Source organism: Rickettsia endosymbiont of Proechinophthirus fluctus, from assembly GCF_001602635.1.
GTDB classification, from domain to species: Bacteria; Pseudomonadota; Alphaproteobacteria; order Rickettsiales; family Rickettsiaceae; genus Rickettsia; species Rickettsia rickettsii.
Genome location: NZ_LECS01000004.1, coordinates 797,726 through 818,488, shown reverse-complemented (window position 1 = coordinate 818,488; position 20,763 = coordinate 797,726). Strand labels below are relative to the sequence as shown.

The following is a 20,763-nucleotide window of genomic DNA, read 5'->3' as shown; positions in this document are numbered from 1 at the left end:
GCGGAAGCTAATCGTGAATTTAACCCTGAAATAGATACTATTTTAAAAATAGCAAAATATTTTAATTGTACTATGGATGAGGTAATAAAAAGAAAAGTACAGAATAATTCATAAAGCTTGATACAAGCGAATTTTGCATGACTCGCCTGTACTCACGCACGTAGTGTACCTACTGCTTTCGCAGGCTTGCATTTAAATTCATCTTGTCTAAATCTTGCTGAAATATGCTGTACCTACGAAATAAAGCATAAAATATGACAACAAAAAATAAAAGAGTTCTTCAGAAATGCGCTTATAGAGAGGAATTTAAAGGAGACATGGAACGTAGCACCGCGGCGACGTCTAAATTACCTCTAGAAGTAGCACTTTCGAGGAACTCTAAAGGACTGATTATAATTTTATCTTCCCCTTCAGGTACAGGTAAGTCGAGTTTAGCTAAAGCATTATTGAAAATAGATAATAATTTGCGTTTATCTATTTCGGCAACTACAAGAAAACCACGTTTAGGAGAAGTAGAGGGTATAAACTATTACTTTAAGACCGGTTTAGAGTTTGAAGAATTAGTTAAGCAGAATAAATTCCTTGAATATGCTAAAATATACGATAATTATTACGGTACGCCTAAAGAATATGTCGAAATGTTATTAAATCAAGGCTTGGATGTTTTATTTGATATTGATTGGCAAGGAGCACGGAGTATTAAGAAAAATGCTACTAATGTTGTTGCTATATTTGTATTGCCTCCTAATATTGAAGTATTGGAACAACGCTTAAGAAATAGAGCGACCGATAATGAAGAAGCAATAAAATTACGTATGCAATCAGCACAAAACGAAATATCACATGCTAATGAGTATGATTATGTAGTTACTAACGATGACTTTGACCGGACGCTTAAAAAAATACATGCGATTATAGTTGCAGCACGAGACAAAGCGTTTTGACTTTGTCGTTTTTTCTTTCTATACTGAGAATTAGACGTTATGTTTCTAATTTTTATAGTACTAATTTAAATGCTTAGAAAACAATTCCTTTCATCAATAATAAAACATTTTAAAACTCATAAAGTTTGTGCCTTGTTAGGACCAAGGCAGTGCGGAAAAACTACACTTTCTAAACAATTCGTAGAAGCTTATAATATTCCTAAAATCAATATTTTTGATCTTGAAAATCCTTTAGATTTAGCAAGATTAAATGAACCGATGCTTGCTTTGTCTGATCTAAAAGGAGTTGTTATTATTGATGAAATTCAGTATAAACCGAATTTATTCCCTATTTTAAGAGTTCTTGTTGATACAACTGATATTAAATTTTTAGTACTAGGCAGTGCATCAAGAGACTTAATTAAACAAGGTTCTGAAACACTAGCGGGTAGAATAGGTTATATTGAAATGACACCGTTTACCTTATCTGAAGTGTCAGGTACTCAGCAATTATGGATACGCGGCGGATTTCCTTTATCATATCTTGCAGATGATGAAGAGTTAAGTGCTTTATGGCGTCAGAATTACATTAAAACATTTTTAGAAAGAGATATACCAAATTTAGGTTTTACAATTCCGTCTATGCAGTTACGTAGGTTTTGGTTAATGCTTTGCCATTATCACGCTAATATATTGAATGCTTCAGAACTTGGAAATTCTTTATCTATCTCATATCATACCGCAAAGCATTATTTAGATATTTTAGAGGGAACTTTTATGATCCGTATTTTGCAGCCTTGGTATGAAAACCTTAAAAAAAGACAAGTTAAGACTCCAAAAATCTTTTTTAGAGATAGTGGAATATATCACGCTTTATTAGGCTTAAATAATTATGAAGCTTTAAGCACTCATCCTAAAATAGGTGCATCATGGGAAGGATTTGCCTTAGAACAAATTGTTAGATATTATAAAGCCGAACCCGAAGAATGTTATTTTTGGTCATCTCATAATGGAGTGGAAATAGATCTTTTAATTTTTAAAAATGGAAAACGTTTGGGGTTTGAAATTAAATATACAAATACACCGAGCATTACAAAATCAATGCAAATATCTTTAGAAGATTTAAAACTTGATCAAATTAATGTAATATTTCCCGGTGAGATTAGCTTTAAATTGTCAGAAAAAATACAGGCAATAGGTCTTTCGAGCTTAATTCAAAATAATACAAAAGCTGCAACTATATAGTTACAGCTTTTAAAATGTTATATTATTTCACATACGCCTTTAGAAGCTTTACCAGCAAGTTTGATATCTTTGGAAGCATTATCCACAAAATTACCTAAATCTTGATTATATTGATGGACTTGACTACTCGCTTGCATAGCTTCTTTAAATATTGCGTGATGTTTTTGCTGTTGTTCTTCAAGTTGTATTTTTGCAGCTTCTAAAGCTGCTTTTCTTTGTTCAGGAGTTAAATTTTTAAATTTAGACATAATAATTACTAATTTAGTTAAATTCCTCTCGTTTTATTATTTGTAACTTTAATATTAGGAGTACGAGCAGGAGATAAACTCCCAGTATTAGTATCTTTTACTTGTGTTTGTTCTCTTATTTTATTAGCTAAAGATTTAGTTTTATCCACGTTAATTTTATTTAGTACTTTATTATGATGCTCTATATCTTTTACAACGCCGTCTGTCTTAATTGCTTTATGCTGATGTTTTAGAACTAAATATTTTTCATATGCATCTAAATATTTTTCTGGTTCTTTTTTATAACGCTCTTTAATATCACTTCCTAATTTCTTTATTTTATCTTTATTTATGTTGTGTTCTTTTTCATGTTTAATAATTTCTTGACCTAATATTTTTTTACTATTTTCAATCTGCTCTACATATGCCTTATGTATTTTTAACATTTCTTGGTGAAATGCTAATTCTCCTTTTAATTCTTTAACTTTTTTTGGTGCTAAGCCTTTTTCTTGTAATTGTTGTGATAAATTCGTTATTGTTTTATTTAATTCATTTAATTCTGTATGTGCTTGTTTGTGTTCTTCAGTTATTTTTTTATGGTTTTTATGTAATACTTTATACGCTTGATTTAGTTTAAATATTTCTTCATGAGTTAATATTTCACGATTTAACTCTTCATGATCAATAATGTTTTCCTTTTCTAGTTTATTTATTATCTTATCTAAACGCTTATTACTTTCTTCAATTCTTTTAGTATCTTTAGTAATATTTTTTATAAATTCATTATGCAAATTATTAAGTGCAGCAATTCTTTGTACGATTTCTTTTTCTTCTTCGGCAAGTTTTATTGCTCTTTGTGATTTTAGAAATTCTTCTTCTTGAACCCTAGCTTTCTCAATAGATTGTTCTACTTCATAGTTCTTGAGCTTAGTTTCAGCAGCCTCTTTTAGATTGGATATGTCAAAATTCAAGCCATATGAAGCTGCTTCGCTTTGTAAACTACTCAATTCTCCTAGAATTATTTCTATTTGAGAGCGAGAATAAGAATTGTTCAGATGCTCTTTTAAATTATCGAATTTATATTTTAATGTAGCTGTTATATCAGACATGCTCATCATCTTTAACATTAACGCCAAGAAAGGTTAACAAAAGTTAATAATTAAGTCAAGAAAATTTTAATAAAAATTAATCTTGTATTTCTAGCCATTGATTTAATAACTCGTCTAGTTTCTTTTGATCATTAATTAATTGGCTAGTAATGCGGTTATATTTTTGAGGGTTATCTAAATATAGATTAACGTCTTCAAGTTCTTTTTCTAAGTGTTTGATGGATATTTCTAGCTTTTCAATATAGTTGGGCAATGTTTCAAGCAAACGCTGATATTTATAAGATAGCTTTTTATTTAGAGGTTCTTTTTGAGCAGTTAGTGGTAGTGGTTTTGAAGCTTTTTTGGCTATAGGAGAGGTAGTAAAATACTGCTTATAATCTTCATAACCTCCTGTTAAATCATGAATTTTACCTTGAGCGAAAACTAAAGTTCTAGTAACTAACCTATCTAAAAAGTCACGATCATGGCTCACGACTATTAAAGTACCTGAATAATCTGTAAGTATATCTAGTAAAATTTCCAGACTATCCATATCGAGGTCATTAGTCGGTTCATCTAAAATTAACAGATTGCCAGGGTTAATTAGAATTTTTGCAAGTAATAATCTATTAGCTTCACCGCCTGATAAAATAGCGGTTTTTGCATTAAGTAGTTTAGGATTAAACATGAATTGTTTTAAATAACCGGCAACATGCATGATTTTACCGTGTGGCAAAAATACTTGATCACCGCCTGTAGGACATAAAGTTTGTTGTAATGTATGATTAGGCTCTAGTTTTTCTCTATGTTGATCAAAATATGCAATATCTAAATTACCGCCATATATAATTTTGCCGCTTTCAGGGGTAAGCTGTTTTGTTAGTAGTTTGATAAAGGTAGATTTGCCTGAGCCATTTGCACCGATTATACCAATTTTCTCGCCTTTTTTTACACGAAAGCTAAAATTATCAATAATTTTAGTATTTTTATAACTAAAAGTAATATTATCTGCTTCAATAATGAATTTACTTTTAGCTATATTTTCAGCAAGCTCTGCCCTAACTCTTTGTGTTGAACTAGCTAGTTTTGCAGTTTGTTCTTGTGTTATTGCTCTTAAAGCTTTCAAATCCGCAAGTCTCTTTTGATTTCGTTTACGTCTAGCAGTAACACCGACATTTAACCATTCATTTTCTTGAGATAATTTTTTATTTAATTTCCGAAGAGCGGCTTCTTCTTGGTCTATGATCATTGTTTGCCATTCATCAAAAAATTTAAATCCTTTATCGGATTTACGTAAAATTCCTCTATCAAGCCACCAAATTTTATTAGTAACATTTGAGAGGAATGTTCTATCATGACTAACGCAAATAATAGCACCGTTATAAGATTTAACAAATTTTTCTAACCATTCGATTGTTGCAATATCTAGATGGTTAGTCGGTTCATCAAATAGTAATATTTCCGGCTCTAATATTAAAGCTTTAGCAAGGCTTGCTCTTCTCAGTTGACCGCCTGAATAGGTGGATAAATTATCTGTTCCATTGATTTGTAATTTTTCTAGAATTATATCGATTTGGTATTTATCTATTTCTTTTGTACTATCTGTTTGTTGTAAGACAAAATCATAAACAGTTAGATGAGTTTTTATAGAAATATCTTGTCTTAAATAACCGGTTGTAACTAAAGGATCTTGAAATAATGCACCGTTATCTAACTCATAATCACCTGATATGACTTTCATTAAGCTTGATTTCCCGCATCCGTTACGTCCTATAAGACAAATCTTATCGCCTGTGTACAAATAAAGCTCTAAATCAGATAAAATTACTTTATCCGCAAAACTTAAGTTACCGTCTTTAATGTAATAAATTGGGGTCATAGTTGATTATTGGCTAGTTTTTATGTCATTCCTGCGAAAGCAGGAATCTAGAAAATAACCTTAATATTGGTACAAAATTACATATTTGATAGAATAAACATATAAAAATAAGTTTTTATATGTTTTACTGGATTCCTGCTTGCGCAGGAATGACATTAAGTTAAGGGTTGGTAAACGAAGTTTAATTTGGAAAAGCACAAGGAATCCATAAGACGAGGAGCAGAACGTATACTCAATACGTGAGTACAGTGCTTATAGGACTTTGTGCCAATTTTTTAAATTAAACGAGTATACTCTTAATCACTAAACTAGCATTAGTACCACCGAATCCGAACGAGTTGGAAAGCACATAATCTATCTTAGTTTTCTTAGCTTTCAGTGCAACTAAATCTATATTCGCCTCATCCATAGGGGTATCTAAGTTTAAGGTTGGCGGTGCAATCTGGTCTCTAATTGCAAGAGCTGAAAAGATAAACTCAACACTTCCTGCCGCACCAAGCAAATGTCCTATTGATGATTTAGTAGAAGACATTAAAACTTTGGGATTCGCTTCTAAAAATAATTTTTGTACGGTTGCTAATTCTATTCCATCACCAAGTGTAGTAGAAGTACCGTGTGCATTAATATAATCAATCATATCGGGCGTGATAGTTGCATCTAGCATTGCGTCTCTCATCGCTCTATAAGCTCCTCTACCTTCAGGATGTGGAGCTGTCATATGATAGGCGTCACCTGTAGCGCCGTATCCTATAACTTCACCGTAAACTTTAGCCCCTCGATTTAAGGCATGCTCATATTCTTCTAATACTACAACGCCTGCTCCTTCACCCATAACAAAGCCGCTGCGGTCTTTATCCCAAGGTCTTGAGGCTTTTTTAGGATTATCGTTATATTTAGTACATAATGCTCTAGCAGCAACGAAACCTGCAACTCCGACAGGTGTAACTGGAGCTTCCGCACCGCCTGCGATCATAACATCGGCATAGCCGTGCTTTATCATACGCATAGCATCGCCTATAGCATGTGCCCCTGTAGAGCAAGCTGTTACTGCCGTTTGGTTTGGACCGCTAAAACCGTATTTTATAGAAACAAGACCAGATAAAAGATTAATTAATGAAGCGGGGATAAAGAAAGGACTAACTTTGCCATTATTTTCTTGATAAAGTTTGATAGAGGTATCTTCGATCATTTTAAGCCCGCCGATTCCTGAACCTAATATCAAGCCGGTTCTATCACGAGATTTTTCATCGTCGGGTAACCAGCCGCTATCTTCAACTGCTTCGGTTGCGGCTGCTACTCCGTAATGGATAAATTTATCCATTTTACTTAGTCTATTAATGTCATCTGCTTGTGTGAAATTTTCAAGTTTAAATCCATCTTTCTCAGAGTTATCTATAAGTCCGGCAATTTTACACGCAAGTTTAGAAGTGTCAAATTCTGTAATAGTTTTTATACCGCTTACTCCATCTACAATATTTTTCCAAGATGAGTTAACGTTAAGCCCAACAGGAGTAACAAGTCCAAGTCCGGTAATAACTACTCTTTTATTTACTCTTTGATTCGACATTTTTAATTATCTATTAGGGATTTTTTATGCAGATTAAGATTGGCGTTCTTTGATATATTGTATAACATCGGATACGGTTTTAATGTTAGTGGCTTCATCATCAGGGATATCAATACCGTATTCAACTTCTATTGCCATCATTAACTCTACGGTATCAAGGCTATCAGCTTTCAAATCTTCTATAAATCTTGAATCCGTAGTTATTATCGATTTATCTTTATTTAGCTTTTCAGCAACCATTTCAATAACTTTCTGTTCGATCTTATCCGTTGTACTCATAATTTTGAACTCCATAAATCATTTAATTTTATATGCTGTATAATAGCGGTTATTCAGCTATTAGACTTTATTTTAACTGTATGAATATTTATTTAAAATATTCATCGCATTTTATCTTTAACAGAACTTCTAGCACAAAAAATTATTTTATGCTAGCACAAAATAATCTTATTAATTTTTATACCATTAACATACCGCCATTTACATGTATAGTTTGACCGGTAATATATGATGCCTGATCGCTTGCTAAAAATGCAACTGCGTTTGCCACGTCTTCCGGCATACCGTAAGTGCCTAGCGGAATTTTTTGTACTATAGCTTCTCTTTGTTTTTCATTTAGTTTATCGGTCATATCTGATTTAATAAATCCTGGAGCTACTGTGTTAACCGTAATGCCTCTGGTTGCAACTTCGTAAGAGAGCGATTTGGTCATACCTATTAAACCTGCTTTAGAAGCACAATAATTAGCCTGCCCGGGGTTACCTGAAATTCCTACTATTGAAGATATGTTAATAATACGTCCATACCTGTTTTGTATCATTTTTTTTATTGCTTCACGATTTAAAATAAAATTTGCTTTTAAATTAATATCAATAACTTTGTCAAAATCTTCATCTTTCATTCTAATTGCTAGCGTATCGCTAGTAATACCGGCATTACATACTAAAATATCTAACTTTGATGCTTTAGATATTAAATTGCTACATTCTTCCTTATTGGCAAGATTACATACTTCTATCGTATAATTATCTTTTACAACCTTTCCAAGGGATTTTAATTTTTCCTCATTACTACCGCTAATAATTACATGGCTTCCGAGTTTGTGCAGTAACCTCGCTATAGCTCCGCCTATGCCTCCTGAAGCTCCCGTAATTAAGGAAGTTTTACCTGTTAAATCAATCATTTTCTTTCTCCGTTTGATCAAGATTTATATTAGTAATTTTTGACGATTTTTCACGTATTATTTTCTCAATTTCGTTGGAAATTTGTGGATGTTCTTTTAAATATTGTTTGACGTTTTCACGCCCTTGACCTATGCGTACGTTCTTGTAGGAAAACCAAGAGCCGGATTTCTCAACAATATCAAGCTTAACTCCAAGGTCGATTATCTCGCCTTCTTTTGAAATACCTGAACCGTACATTATATCAAAATCTGCAGTTTTAAATGGAGGAGATACTTTGTTTTTGACTACTTTGACTTTGGTTTGGCTGCCTATTACTTCTTCTTTGTCTTTAATGGAGCCGATTCTTCTTATATCGATCCTAACAGAAGCATAGAATTTTAAGGCATTACCGCCTGTCGTAGTTTCAGGACTACCGAACATCACACCTATTTTCATTCTGATTTGATTGATGAAAACAGTAATACAATTGGTACGATTAATTGATGCAGTAAGTTTACGCAAAGCCTGGCTCATTAACCTTGCTTGAGAAGCCATTTGAGCATCACCCATTTCGCCTTCAATCTCTGATTTCGGTACTAAAGCCGCAACACTATCTATTATTATCATATCAATACCGCTGGAGCGAATTAACGTATCGGCAATTTCTAGGGCTTGTTCACCTGTATCGGGCTGTGAAATAATAAGCTCATCAATATTTACGCCTAATTTTTTAGCATAAGCAGGGTCTAGTGCATGCTCGGCATCAATAAAAGCACATGTACCACCCTTTTTTTGAGCTTCTGCAATTAAATGCAATGTTAGAGTGGTTTTACCTGAGCTTTCAGGACCAAAAATTTCGATGATTCTACCTTTAGGAACACCGCCGATTCCAAGAGCTATATCTAGCCCAAGTGAGCCGGTCGATACGGCCTCTATATCAATATGCGGACGCTGCCCTAGTTTCATTACCGAACCTTTACCGTAGCTTTTTTCAATTTGTGCGAGTGCTGCGGCAATGGCTCTTTCCTTATCGATATTTGACATAAATTTCCATATTATAAACTTACCGATTAAAATATAAGCTTGAGAAAGAAAAATCAAATTTTATTTATGTTATTGTGCTTGTAAGATTAAATCTTGACTTCCATACTAGGTGATGCTTAGATGTTAAATTTACTTGTGTTATGGTTAATTGATTTGGACTTGCTTACTATGTTACCAACTGAATTAACCTAGGACTATTAACAAAAGAAATTTTAAAGCTAATTAAATTACTTGTTAACAGTCCCATAGTTCGCGAAAAAGATAGATTTAGTAAAACCCTTATTAAATAACTTATCACATATGGTACCACAATTTCCGCAAACTGAATATATAGCTAAAGATAATTCATCATCTATATCTTATAAATTTAGATGGCATATTTTAATTATTTTAAACATTTGCTTACTTTTGGTATCGATGGATGCTACAGTCTTGTATACTGTTATGCCTACTATAATCCTTGATTTAAAACCATCTAACTTATAACAATTATGGATAATCAATGCATATGCATTAGTATTATCAGGTCTTCTCATTACCGCAGGTGCATTAGGAGATAGATTTGGTCGTAAAAGATTATTACTTTGGAGGCTTTTAGTTTTTTCCATCGCTTCAATGTTAGTTTATGTATTTGATAGCTCATGGGGATTAGTATTATGTCGTGCTTTACTTGGGTTAGGAGGATCAGTGATGATTCCTTCCACTTTATAATACACATGAACGTATGATCACAATATCTGTGTGGGGAATAATGGCAACCGTAGGAGCAGCTATAGGACCAGTATTAGGAGGAGTATTGGGTGAGCTTTTAAGTTGGCAATTTGCATTTTTTAATAAATGCACCTATTGCATTAGTAATTATTGCTTTTGGTATAGTTTGGATTCCTAAATCATCTAATCCTAGTAATGAACCCATGGGATTGGATAGGAGTATTTCAATCGTTTTTTGGGATGGCAGCTTTAGTTCAAGGCATTAAGATGTTGGCTAAATACGGTATTATGAATCTAGCATCCGGCTGAATGCTATTAATTGGCATTGTATTACTAATAATATTTATCTTACGTTATGCCAACTTAAAAGTGATGATCCGTTAGTGGATATGCATTTATTCTTAAATTAGCAATTTTAGTATAGGAGTAATAGTTTATTTGCTGATTATGTGTGTCTTAGGATCCATAATGTATCTTATGTCCTTATGGTTACAGTTTATCAAAGGGTTAAGTCCTTTGTATGCAGGTCTTTATATGTTGCCTGCAGCAGTGTTTGCTTTAATTGCATCTTTAGTTATGCCATATTTATTCACACGGTTTATCACATGTGTAATAATGTTTAGTGGGCTTATCTTTACTACTAATATCATTGATTTTACCTTAGTATATTAGACTATAGAGATTTATTATCGAATACTATATTATATATCTTGGATTGCTTGGTATAGGAAGTAGTCTATGCCTCTCTACACCGTAACAGTTATGATGAATGCTAGTACCGGCAGAGAGATCTGGAGGTGCAGCAGCATTACAAGAAACAGCATATGAATTAGGTAATGTATTAGGTATAGCTGTTATTGTGAGTATTACGTCTTTATATATATAGTAACAATCTAGTAATGCCTCACGGTGTTTCTATATCAATTGCAGACATAGCTCATGACTCAATCAGTGAAGGAATAATTATTGCTCAACAACTACCACCCTCATTTGCTTACGAATTAATTAAGGAGGTTAATATTACTTTTATAAATGCATTTAATATAGTAGGTATTATTCTAGGAATAATCATGCTAATATTGGTGGGTGTGATTATATATGTTCTTCCTCCTTTTAAAGTATCTACCTCTCTACATTAATATGATGAAACTGGTATAGAAACCTTACCGTCTTTTGCTATTTTTGCACTATTTACCATAATGGTTAATAATGATCTTAGTGCTTATTTTTATAGTAGGTAGTTAATAAAATGAGATGATGATATTTTCAAGGCTATAAATCATTACTAAATATTTTTTCTCATTCTGTTAAGCGTTGTTCTATTCTTTCGATATCGCTTTTTGTTATAGGTCTTTCTAGTAAATCTGCTATCTCGGCTCTTAGATTTTTTTATTTGCATTTAAAATATATTCTATGATGAGTCTTGAGATGGTTTTAGTATTGTGGTCAGACATATTTGTTCCCGATTAATTAAACTTAAACTGCTTAAGTTTCAACCACCGAAGAGAAATAAATTCTTGGTGGTCGGGGGAGTAAGAAAACCATCAACAATAGCCATAATAACCTTTAGGTTCTAAGCTTAAGCTTTAAACCTTGGACATAACTATTATAACCCCGACCGTAAAGTCGAGGATTGCATCAGTTTTGTAAGAAATGTTCTCACTTTTGGCAGAGGTTTCGACACCCCGAAATAGCACTTTGCTACTCTAAGCATTATTTTATATATAACTTTCAAAAAGTCAATGATGGTTTGTTATGGCAATAACAACGTTCTATACTTCTATACCCAAGGAATTATATGGTGATGATACATCGGCTAATAACGGCATTTCGCAATTTTGATAGTCAATATCTGTGTAACAAGGATTAAATATCTCAAATATTTCTATAATGCTTTCTTTATATTCTTCAGACTTGGGATTTGCTGTTCGTATAATTGTTATTAAGCGTGTAAAGTTGCTTATAGTCTGAAAACTATCATCACCGCCAAGACTCTTACATATTTCATGCAATATTCCGCTTGAAGAATCTAGGTTTATTGCTATAGCGGATGGGGAATTTAATTTTACAATTTCATTATTTAAATTAGTTAGTGGTAGTATTGAGAATTCATATTCCTTAATAGATTTTGCTAGTTTTATAATATCATGTAAATTATTTATTTTTATAACTTCATCGAATATAACTGCATTCTGCTTAAAATTTTCATATAGTAGTTCTACAAATGCTAATTCTTTATTCTTCATTACTAAATCTAAATTTTCATTTTTTATATTTCTTCCCTTATACCAATCCCATCCATATTTAATGCAATACCCTAAGATCGTACCTACAGCTAATGTTCCTAATGCTATTCCAGCTATATAAGCACCGCTGCTATATCCACCGTCATTTGTATCATTGTTAGGTCTTTCTGTAGTAGTAGGGTCAGTGTAAGCTTTACCGAGTTGATCTAAAATATTTTTACCTATTTCTGTAGGAGAGACATTATCTAAAGAGAGACCTAAGTGATTTAGAGTATTTTCAAGAGTATTTATAAACGATTCACGAGGGATTAAAGTTTCTTTATAAGCGTTATAGTTTTGTAAAGCACTCATAGCTTCTTCTTTAGTGCATTCATTTAAACCTAAGAAATCAGCTCCGCTAGTTTCGGTAATATTGCCTTGAGAGAATATATAATCATTCATTACTTTATAAAGTTGACCAAGAATACTAGCCGTACCGTTTTGATTAGGTATTACGGCTTGTTGTAAAAGTATATGAGGATTATTGTCAGCATCGATAAAAATATTATGTATTGGAATATTTAAACCATTGTTGCACTCTTGGTGTAGTATTGAAAAATCATTTGGGGACTCATTGAAAGATTGTTCAATGTTTTTCCAATTACACTGTGTATTATCCACTATATAACCTTTTTTAAAAGCTCCTTCAATAGTACTATATACTGATGAAAATATAGTACTGCTTAATTTATGAATGATGTGGCTTACATGACCCGGTAAACGGCTTACTATTTCATTGCTAAATATAGGCATAACGCATTTAAAATTTATATTTAATATAGATGCCATAATGTTACTCCTTTAATTAATAACGTGGTTTCTAGAGTATGTTAATGTTTTTGTCAAGATAAAGTTAAAATAAATTAATATATGGAAAGATTTGAGAAAGATGATTGTTATGCTGTAATGTCTCGTTTTTTCGTCATTGCGAGGAGAGACAAAGCTTCGACGTAGCAATCATTTTATACTAGACTTCTTGCATAACCTATCTTATAAAGAGGAATGTACAGGAAACGGATGTGAGTACCAGATTGAAGTACAAATTATCTTTAGAAGGAGGTTATACAAGAAATCTACTGTTTCATGAAGTTGCCATGCTCCTTACAGTCGCTCGCAATGATGATTTGGTGTCCATGCAATAATACCTTGCGGGGATGACATAGAACGAGCTATACAATATTACTTACCTATGCAGAAATTTTTAAAGATCTCGCCTAGTATTTCTTCTACGTTGATAACACCCGTAATTGCACCGATGCAGCGTGCCGTCATTCTAATATCTTCAGTTGCTAGAACTAAATCATTATCTAAGCTAAAAGCCGTTAAATGTAAGAGAGCTTGTTGTAAATAGTTGCGATGACGCTGATTTGTTATATAAGGAGTTGCAGTAAATCCTGCCATATTTTCGGCAATATTTTCAATATTTTTTAATATACTTGAAAGAGCAATATTATTTTTTACTGAAACTCTTAAGCATTTATATTTATTTTCAATAGAAAAGATTTTACTAGCTTCGATTAAATCTATTTTATTAATTATTGTGATAGTATTTTCATCAATTAAATTAATAATATCTTCATTTATAGAGGAGTCTAATTTTTCGGCATCAAACATTATAATTTTAATATCTGCTGTTTTAGCTGAATTTATAGCTCGTTTTATACCTTCCTGCTCGATAATGTCACTACTTTCTTCTCTTATACCTGCTGTATCCTGTAAAATAATAGGATAGCCGCCAATGTCTAAATGTCCCTCAATTATATCTCTAGTAGTTCCTGCAATATTTGAGACAATCGCTATATCTCTCTGCATTAAGAAGTTTAGTAAGCTAGACTTACCAACGTTTGGCGGACCGATAATTGCAAGCTTAAGACCACTTCGTAGTAATTCTCCTTTTCTGTTATCATTAAGATATTCCGATATTGTATTTACAAGAATTGTATGAGTATTAGTAACTTCATTAAGGACGGTATCAGGTATATCTTCATCCGGGAAATCTATATAAGCTTCAAGCAGAGAGATAATTTTTAAAAGCTGACTACGCCAATTATTATATAATGCTTCAAGTTTGCCGCTTGCTTGTCTAATTGCTTGCTTATGCTGCATTATAGTTTCGGCATTAATTAAATCGGCTATCCCCTCTGCTGCTGTTAAATCAAATTTGTTATTTAAAAAAGCTCTTTTGGTAAACTCTCCTGCTTCTGCCAAACGAATACCAGCTATATTTAATAATGCATTTGTCAGCATTATAGATATAGCTTTACTGCCATGCGTGTGAATTTCGACTACGTCTTCCCCGGTAAAGCTACCAGGTGACTTAAAATAAACAACCATAACATTATCGATTAGCTCCTTAGTTTCAGGGACTGTAATTTGTTGATAATACATTAATCTCGATTTAAAGTCCTTTCTACCGGTAAGTAGCTGTAAAACTTCTAAACTTTTAGGACCAGAAATCCTAAAAACTGCTACGCCTGCTTTACCGAATGCAGAGCTTTGTGCAAATATCGTTTCCACTTATTTTCTATGCCTCTTGCTTAAGTTATTTTATATTATATAATAACAACAGAAATAATCATATTATTATTTAAGAAAATCATGACCCCAAAAACAACCTCTTTAAACTTTAGCCGTTTAAATTGTCAAATCCCGAATTATAAAACTAAAATTCTAGAACTTAGCAAGGAACGTGAGTCAAGTTCCATATATATAGATTTTGTTCAAAAGTTTTTAAATTATATTCCGATAGATTATGATTTTGAGAATAGAGCAAAATTATTCCAAAATTTTGCAGATGAAGCCTTTAAGTTTTTTAAGCAAAGGATAGCAAGAGCAAGAAAAATAGCAATAACAAAAGCAGTTATCGAAAATGATCCGGCAATAAATGTCTTGATATTACTTGATAATAAGCCACATATTGTTGATTTTATCATATGTCTGCTTAAAAACATGAATTTACAAACTAAGTTTTTACTCCATCCGGTAATAAATTGTGTCCGAAATAGTAAAGGAGAATTAGAAAAAATATTAGAAAATTCTGTGTCGGATGAAAAATCAGAATCCATACTACATTTAACCATTTTAGGAAATTTTGACGATAAAACTACTACATTTTTAACCGAGGCTATAAATGAAAGATTAGAAAAGTTAGAGCAAAGCTATAGCCATTTACCGCAATTACGCATAAAGTTACAAGATTTATCTAAAAATATAATTGATAATTATAAATTAAATTTTAAAGAGGCTAAAGAATTCTTAAATTGGTTACAAAACGATAATTTGGTTTTATTAGGGACTCTTGATTTTAAAGTAAAATCTTTAAAATTAAGCAATGAAATAGGAGCAGCAAAAATATGGCAAGAAGTAAAAGACGAGATTGATGATATTATAAAATGTTCTGCTAATCCTTTATATCAAAATCAATTAATAATACTCGGTAAAATAAATAGTGCGTCGCTTATCCATTCAGATAATTTAATCGACTATATCTTAGTGAAAAATTTTGACTCTTCGGGTGAATATATTTCGGGAAGTATAATTTTCGGTATGTATAATTCAAATATGTATTACCATTCAATAAGTAATATTCCAATCCTACGACAAAAATTTAATTTTGTAATTGAGAAAGCCGGTTTTGCATTATCTGGTTATAATGCCGATAAGTTAAGAATTTTAATGGAGTCGTTACCGAGAGAAGCTTTAATACAAATTGATCAAGGCGATTTATATTGTATGTGTTTACATATGCTCTCAAGTATGATGAGTAAGAAGCTTAAATTATTTATTCAATATGATTGGTCTAGTTCTTTTCTTAATATCATAATTTTTCTGCCACGAGAACGTTTAACGGCTGAAATCCATAATATGATAGATTGTTATTTAGCAGAAAAATTCGGTAGTAAAATTTTATCCAACTATATCACCGAAGTAGCCGGTAATTTTTCTTATCTTTTTGTAACGCTTGAAGCACAAGGGGAACATAAAATAAATTTTGAAGCAGAAATAATACAGCAAGATTTAGATCGTATCTCTACATGTTGGAGTGAAGATTTTTATTTTAAGTTTTCTAAAAAATTCGGCGAGTATCAAGCAGGTATTAATTTAAAGCTTTTTGATAATGTTTTTTCGGCAGATTATCGGCAAAAATTTTCTCCGGAAATAGCTTTAGTAGATATTGAATATCTAACGGAAGCAAGTAAGTCACAAAAATGTATGTTTAATCTAGTTTCTGTAAATGAAACGGAATTTTACTTAAAAATATATAGTCCAAAAGTAAAACTTGCACTTTCTAATATATTGCCGCCAATAGAAAATTTAGGTTTTAAAGCAATTGATGAACAAACTTTTGCAATTAAGGAGGCTCTCGAAATCAAAGAAAGCTGGATATATAATTTTATCTTAACTTCTATTGTACCTGTAAAGGATAATATTACCGAATTAAAAATAAATGTTGAAGAAGCTTTAGACAAAATGGCACTTGGGATGCTTGCTAATGATTCTTTAAGTAAATTAATAGTGCTTGCCGGTTTTAATTGGAAGCAAGTTAAACTCGTCAAAGCTTTAACAAGATATTTACATCAAACGGGATTTAGTTACGGTAAAGGCTATGTACAGTTAACGTTACTTAAACATCCCGAATATACAAAAATGTTGGTAAATCTATTTGATATAAAATTTAATCCTAAACATTCGGATAATAATTGTGACGTAATTAAAGATAAACTAAATAATTACTTAGTAACTGTTGAGATGAGTAGTGAAGATAAAGTACTACGTAATATGCTTGGTATAGTTAATGCTATTACTAGAACAAATTACTATCAACCACATAAACATATTTTTTCATTTAAGTTTGATTCTTCAAAAGTACCGGATTTACCTAAACCTGTTCCGTTTGCCGAAGTATTTGTTTATTCTAGAAATTTTGAAGCTGTTCATTTAAGAGGCGGTCCTGTATCACGCGGAGGGCTTAGATGGTCGGATAGAGCAGAAGATTATAGGCTTGAGGTCCTTGGGCTTATGAAAGCACAAATGACTAAGAATTCTGTTATTGTCCCTGTCGGTTCTAAAGGCGGATTTTATGTTCATTTTACTGAGGAAGGGCTTACTCGTGATGAATATATGGAAAAAGTAGTAGAATGCTATAAGAATTTCCTTAGAGGTTTATTAGACATAACTGATAATATCATTGACGGTAAAGTAGTACATCCAAAAGACGTTATTATTTATGATAAAGAAGATCCTTATTTAGTGGTTGCTGCCGATAAAGGTACAGCCTCATTTTCGGATTATGCTAATAGTGTGGCAAGAGAATATAATTACTGGCTTGATGATGCTTTTGCTTCCGGTGGTTCTGCAGGTTACGATCATAAAAAAATGGCTATTACTTCCAAAGGAGCTTGGATTTCCGTAACTAACCACTTTAAAACTTTAGGGTTAGATGTCCAAAAAGACCCTATTACCGTCGTAGGTATAGGAGATATGTCAGGAGATGTGTTCGGTAACGGTATGCTCAGATCAGAGACTATTAAGTTAGTTGCTGCCTTTAATCATAAACATATATTTATTGATCCTACTCCTGATCTTTTATCAAGTTTTAATGAGCGTTTGCGTTTATTTAATTTAAAGGGGTCTAATTGGTCTGATTATGATTCTAAGCTTATTTCTAAAGGAGGCAAAGTATTTGAACGCAGTAGTAAATTAATAAAATTATCGCCGGAAATTAAAAAATTACTTGATATAAATGATAATGAATTATCACCGGAAGAATTAATTAAAGCTATTTTAAAAGCAGATGTTGATTTATTGTGGAATGGCGGAATAGGCACTTATATCAAAGCTAAAACGGAAAATAATTTAGAAATCGGTGATAAAGCAAATGATAACCTTAGATGTAACGGTGAAGAAATTAGAGCAAAAGTTATAGCAGAAGGCGGTAATGTTGGGGTATCACAGAGAGGTAGAGTTGAATATGCTAAAAAAGGCGGGCGCATAAATGCTGACTTTATTGATAATTCAGCAGGTGTTGATTGCTCCGATCATGAGGTAAATATCAAGATTGCTTTAAGTAGTGCGATAACCTCAGGAAAAATTACTTTAGAAGAACGTAATAAACTTCTAAACGATATGACAAAGCAAGTTGAAGAGTTAGTATTACTTGATAATTATAAGCAAACCGAAGCAATAACAATTATGCAACTATCTCCTACTTTAACTGTTAATATACTTAGTCAATTTATAGATATTTTAGAAGAAGAAAAAGTATTAGAGCGGGAAAATGAATTCTTGCCTAGTGCAGAAGAATTGAATAGCAGAGCTATTAGCGGTGAAGTATTAACTCGTCCTGAGCTTTGCATATTGCTATCATATAGTAAGAGATCTGCTTATCATGAGTTAATTAATTCTACTTTTTCCCATGATAAATATTTTGATGCATATCTTATAGATTATTTCCCTGAAATGATGCAAAAAAAGTTTCGTAATGAAATTTTATCTCATCCACTTAAACATGAGATTATTAAAACTGTTACTATAAATAAAATAATGAATCAGCTTGGAGGACCGCTTATTAGTATTGTAAAGCGTGAGATTGGGGCTCCTCTTTGTGATATAATAAGGTCATATACCATTATTTGTGAAATTTTTGATCTTGATGATATATGGGAAACGATAAGTAAGCTATCTACTAATATTGATTACAATGTAAAAATCGACATGTTTACCGAAATAACGAAATTAATGCGTCGAGGTATTTCGTGGTTTATTAAAAATTTAAAACATCCTATTAATATTAGTGAAACTATAGAAAAGTTTAGAGTTCCTGCACAAAACTTAAGAAAAACGGTAGATACTTTATTAGTCGGAGAAACTAAAATAAGATTTGAAGAAAAATTAAATTATTATACCACTAGCGGGGTAGAGGAATCATTGGCTGTTACTATCGCTACATTTGACAATTTAATTTCAGTATTTGACATTATATATGTAACAAAACAGACTTCAGGGAATAATAAAGAGATAGCAAAAGCTTATTTTGTTATAAGTGATATGTTTAGTCTTGATTGGTTACGTAAAGCTTGTGATAGGCAATTGAATGATTCATTTTGGCGTCGCTTAGGTATTCAATCGCTAAAAGATGATTTATATGACAAACAACGTAGATTATTAATAAAAATAATTAATAAATCTAAAACAACTATTGATTTAGATTTATGGATTGATAATAATAATAACTTAGTTAGAAATTTGCTTGATTTTATTAAAGAAATTAAAGCTCAAGAAACTATAGACTTAAATATAATTATTTTAGCAAACAAGAAATTTGAAATATTCTTACAAAAACTTGAGTAAATTATGTCGTCAATGCTTAAGCAAATTAGGTTAGATTCAGGTAAAACTTTAAATCAGGTATCTAGTGATTTAAAAATTAGAAAAAAATATTTAGTAGCTTTAGAAGAGGGTGATTTTGATGTTTTACCGGGAGAAGTATACGTAAGAGGTTACTTAAAATTATACTTGGATTATCTTAATGTAAAAGATAGAAATGCAGAGCAGATAGAAGCTACTAAACAGAACGAAACCGAAAAATTATTAAATAATAAAAGAGCTACGGTGATAAATTATAAACGTAAAAAACAATTAGTACTTATATCTATTATAATGTTATCAATTATTATGTAAGTCATCCATTCATAATTAACGCTTAAACGAAAATGGATAATGAAATATTAGACTGCTTACAGAATGAAGCTAATAAAGAGGCATTTGAAGGAGACACGGAACGCGGCACTGCAGCGTACATAGACGTACGTGAGGATGCGAGTACAGGATCGACATACAAATTACCTTTAGAAGCAAGTTATGTAAGCAGTCTAAAGAAATTAATGGAAGAAGTAGAACATAAACTCGATGATTTGTTGAGTATGCTTGTAAATAATCAAAATGAAGTTCAAAAATTACAAAACGAAAATAAAGCATTAAAAGATAATTATATAATAATGCTAGATCAAATTAACATTTATATTAATGAACTTGAAGCAATAAAAAAACAGCAAAAATAATTATGTCAATTGTTACGGTAACATTAAATAACAAGAGTTTTCAATTATATTGTAATAATGGATATGAGGAAGAATTACTATCTTTAGCGAATAAATTGAATGATAAAATAGCGGAAATTAAACTTGGTAGTCCCACAGCTTCTTTTGAGCTATTATTAGTTATGGCATCACTTAATGCACAAGCTGAAATAGCTAGTCTAACAGAAAAACTTAATAAAAATGGTCTTCAAAAAAATCATCCCGACGAAGAAAAATTCGCAGAAACCTTAACTACTATAGCAGGTTACCTAGAAAACCTTGCACGTAAAATGGGAAAGTGATATATTAGCTCTTAGCTGCTTGGTTCGTGAGCTTAATATTAACCTAGGACTACCACTAACTTTTAGGACGTCGTCCCTGTCTAATACTAATTCAGTTTAGATATATGAAGTCCACCTTTACATAAAGGTCTTTGAAGGATTTTAAGTAACGGCCAAAGCGGTCATGTATACTCGTTTAATTTGAAAAATTGGCTATGTTGTCTTTTGCTGATAATCCTCACATACTAGTATGTACACTGCGGTTATCAGCT

General features: G+C 31.9%; 16 protein-coding genes, 1 other RNA gene and 2 pseudogenes. 10 read left to right on the top strand and 9 right to left on the bottom strand.

From position 1 onward, the window contains the following. The 3 genes and pseudogenes from BG75_RS10205 to BG75_RS06250 all read left to right on the top strand — a co-directional run. Positions 1 to 114: pseudogene (locus BG75_RS10205) on the top strand (helix-turn-helix domain-containing protein); the annotation flags it as partial. Between the two features lie 140 nt (positions 115 to 254). Next, the gene (gmk, locus tag BG75_RS06255; RefSeq protein WP_062811804.1) at positions 255 to 944 is read left to right on the top strand and encodes a guanylate kinase; all 690 of its coding nucleotides are present in this window, start codon (positions 255 to 257) and stop codon (positions 942 to 944) included. 69 nt (positions 945 to 1,013) lie between these two features. Then, positions 1,014 to 2,168, top strand: a complete 1,155-nt coding sequence (locus tag BG75_RS06250) for an ATP-binding protein (RefSeq protein ID WP_062811803.1) — start codon at positions 1,014 to 1,016, stop codon at positions 2,166 to 2,168. A 17-nt stretch (positions 2,169 to 2,185) separates the two neighbouring features. Here BG75_RS06250 and BG75_RS06245 read toward each other — a convergent pair whose 3' ends face one another. The 7 genes from BG75_RS06245 to recA form a co-directional block, all read right to left on the bottom strand. Then, complete coding sequence (locus tag BG75_RS06245; protein WP_062811802.1) at positions 2,186 to 2,416, bottom strand: hypothetical protein; 231 nt, start codon at positions 2,414 to 2,416, stop codon at positions 2,186 to 2,188. Positions 2,417 to 2,433: 17 nt separating this feature from the next. Further along, the gene (locus BG75_RS06240; RefSeq protein WP_062811801.1) at positions 2,434 to 3,504 is read right to left on the bottom strand and encodes a hypothetical protein; all 1,071 of its coding nucleotides are present in this window, start codon (positions 3,502 to 3,504) and stop codon (positions 2,434 to 2,436) included. A gap of 76 nt (positions 3,505 to 3,580) precedes the next feature. Next, positions 3,581 to 5,362, bottom strand: coding sequence for an ABC-F family ATP-binding cassette domain-containing protein (locus BG75_RS06235; protein WP_062811800.1), 1,782 nt, complete (start codon positions 5,360 to 5,362; stop codon positions 3,581 to 3,583). Positions 5,363 to 5,642: 280 nt separating this feature from the next. After that, the gene (gene fabF, locus BG75_RS06230; RefSeq protein WP_062811799.1) at positions 5,643 to 6,929 is read right to left on the bottom strand and encodes a beta-ketoacyl-ACP synthase II; all 1,287 of its coding nucleotides are present in this window, start codon (positions 6,927 to 6,929) and stop codon (positions 5,643 to 5,645) included. Positions 6,930 to 6,962: 33 nt separating this feature from the next. Further along, positions 6,963 to 7,223: an acyl carrier protein gene (acpP, locus tag BG75_RS06225; protein WP_217284889.1), complete on the bottom strand. Its 261-nt coding sequence runs from the start codon at positions 7,221 to 7,223 to the stop codon at positions 6,963 to 6,965. A gap of 163 nt (positions 7,224 to 7,386) precedes the next feature. Beyond that, positions 7,387 to 8,112 (bottom strand): 3-oxoacyl-ACP reductase FabG, encoded by a 726-nt coding sequence (gene fabG / locus BG75_RS06220; protein ID WP_062811797.1) that lies wholly within the window; start codon positions 8,110 to 8,112, stop codon positions 7,387 to 7,389. Further along, positions 8,105 to 9,136, bottom strand: a complete 1,032-nt coding sequence (gene recA, locus BG75_RS06215; protein WP_062811902.1) for a recombinase RecA — start codon at positions 9,134 to 9,136, stop codon at positions 8,105 to 8,107. Before recA ends, fabG begins: the two co-directional genes overlap by 8 nt. Before the next feature lie 495 nt (positions 9,137 to 9,631). Between recA and BG75_RS10195 the strand changes: the two genes are divergently transcribed. Both BG75_RS10195 and BG75_RS06195 read left to right on the top strand, forming a co-directional pair. Continuing rightward, positions 9,632 to 9,847 (top strand): MFS transporter, encoded by a 216-nt coding sequence (locus BG75_RS10195; protein ID WP_368072234.1) that lies wholly within the window; start codon positions 9,632 to 9,634, stop codon positions 9,845 to 9,847. Positions 9,848 to 10,746: 899 nt separating this feature from the next. Then, the gene (locus BG75_RS06195; RefSeq protein ID WP_062811795.1) at positions 10,747 to 10,986 is read left to right on the top strand and encodes a hypothetical protein; all 240 of its coding nucleotides are present in this window, start codon (positions 10,747 to 10,749) and stop codon (positions 10,984 to 10,986) included. Between the two features lie 633 nt (positions 10,987 to 11,619). Here BG75_RS06195 and BG75_RS06190 read toward each other — a convergent pair. Both BG75_RS06190 and mnmE read right to left on the bottom strand, forming a co-directional pair. Continuing rightward, the gene (locus BG75_RS06190; protein WP_062811794.1) at positions 11,620 to 12,921 is read right to left on the bottom strand and encodes a DUF5460 family protein; all 1,302 of its coding nucleotides are present in this window, start codon (positions 12,919 to 12,921) and stop codon (positions 11,620 to 11,622) included. Between the two features lie 390 nt (positions 12,922 to 13,311). Next, positions 13,312 to 14,649: a tRNA uridine-5-carboxymethylaminomethyl(34) synthesis GTPase MnmE gene (gene mnmE, locus BG75_RS06185; RefSeq protein WP_062811793.1), complete on the bottom strand. Its 1,338-nt coding sequence runs from the start codon at positions 14,647 to 14,649 to the stop codon at positions 13,312 to 13,314. A gap of 81 nt (positions 14,650 to 14,730) precedes the next feature. Here mnmE and BG75_RS06180 point away from each other — a divergent pair, with 81 nt between their 5' ends. From BG75_RS06180 to ssrS, 5 genes and pseudogenes are all read left to right on the top strand, one after another. Then, positions 14,731 to 19,482 (top strand): NAD-glutamate dehydrogenase, encoded by a 4,752-nt coding sequence (locus BG75_RS06180; protein ID WP_062811792.1) that lies wholly within the window; start codon positions 14,731 to 14,733, stop codon positions 19,480 to 19,482. Between the two features lie 3 nt (positions 19,483 to 19,485). After that, positions 19,486 to 19,838, top strand: a pseudogene (locus BG75_RS06175) (helix-turn-helix domain-containing protein). 6 nt (positions 19,839 to 19,844) lie between these two features. Next, positions 19,845 to 20,192: a palindromic element RPE1 domain-containing protein gene (locus BG75_RS06170; RefSeq protein ID WP_062811791.1), complete on the top strand. Its 348-nt coding sequence runs from the start codon at positions 19,845 to 19,847 to the stop codon at positions 20,190 to 20,192. A 2-nt stretch (positions 20,193 to 20,194) separates the two neighbouring features. Beyond that, positions 20,195 to 20,512, top strand: a complete 318-nt coding sequence (locus tag BG75_RS06165; RefSeq protein WP_062811790.1) for a cell division protein ZapA — start codon at positions 20,195 to 20,197, stop codon at positions 20,510 to 20,512. Between the two features lie 9 nt (positions 20,513 to 20,521). Then, positions 20,522 to 20,680, top strand: a non-coding RNA gene (gene ssrS / locus BG75_RS06160) — 6S RNA. The last annotated feature ends 83 nt before the right edge of the window (positions 20,681 to 20,763 follow it).

Bases quoted from the DNA above. Each gene is read 5' to 3' on its own strand.
- acpP (WP_217284889.1), bottom strand. From the start codon at position 7,223: ATGGAGTTCAAAATTATGAGTACAACGGATAAGATCGAACAGAAAGTT.
- BG75_RS06240 (WP_062811801.1), bottom strand. From the start codon at position 3,504: ATGTCTGATATAACAGCTACATTAAAATATAAATTCGATAATTTAAAA.
- BG75_RS06250 (WP_062811803.1), top strand. From the start codon at position 1,014: ATGCTTAGAAAACAATTCCTTTCATCAATAATAAAACATTTTAAAACT.
- BG75_RS06190 (WP_062811794.1), bottom strand. From the start codon at position 12,921: ATGGCATCTATATTAAATATAAATTTTAAATGCGTTATGCCTATATTT.
- fabF (WP_062811799.1), bottom strand. From the start codon at position 6,929: ATGTCGAATCAAAGAGTAAATAAAAGAGTAGTTATTACCGGACTTGGA.
- BG75_RS06195 (WP_062811795.1), top strand. From the start codon at position 10,747: ATGCCTCACGGTGTTTCTATATCAATTGCAGACATAGCTCATGACTCA.
- recA (WP_062811902.1), bottom strand. From the start codon at position 9,136: ATGTCAAATATCGATAAGGAAAGAGCCATTGCCGCAGCACTCGCACAA.
- fabG (WP_062811797.1), bottom strand. From the start codon at position 8,112: ATGATTGATTTAACAGGTAAAACTTCCTTAATTACGGGAGCTTCAGGA.
- gmk (WP_062811804.1), top strand. From the start codon at position 255: ATGACAACAAAAAATAAAAGAGTTCTTCAGAAATGCGCTTATAGAGAG.
- BG75_RS06170 (WP_062811791.1), top strand. From the start codon at position 19,845: ATGGATAATGAAATATTAGACTGCTTACAGAATGAAGCTAATAAAGAG.
- BG75_RS06165 (WP_062811790.1), top strand. From the start codon at position 20,195: ATGTCAATTGTTACGGTAACATTAAATAACAAGAGTTTTCAATTATAT.
- BG75_RS06245 (WP_062811802.1), bottom strand. From the start codon at position 2,416: ATGTCTAAATTTAAAAATTTAACTCCTGAACAAAGAAAAGCAGCTTTA.
- BG75_RS06180 (WP_062811792.1), top strand. From the start codon at position 14,731: ATGACCCCAAAAACAACCTCTTTAAACTTTAGCCGTTTAAATTGTCAA.
- BG75_RS06235 (WP_062811800.1), bottom strand. From the start codon at position 5,362: ATGACCCCAATTTATTACATTAAAGACGGTAACTTAAGTTTTGCGGAT.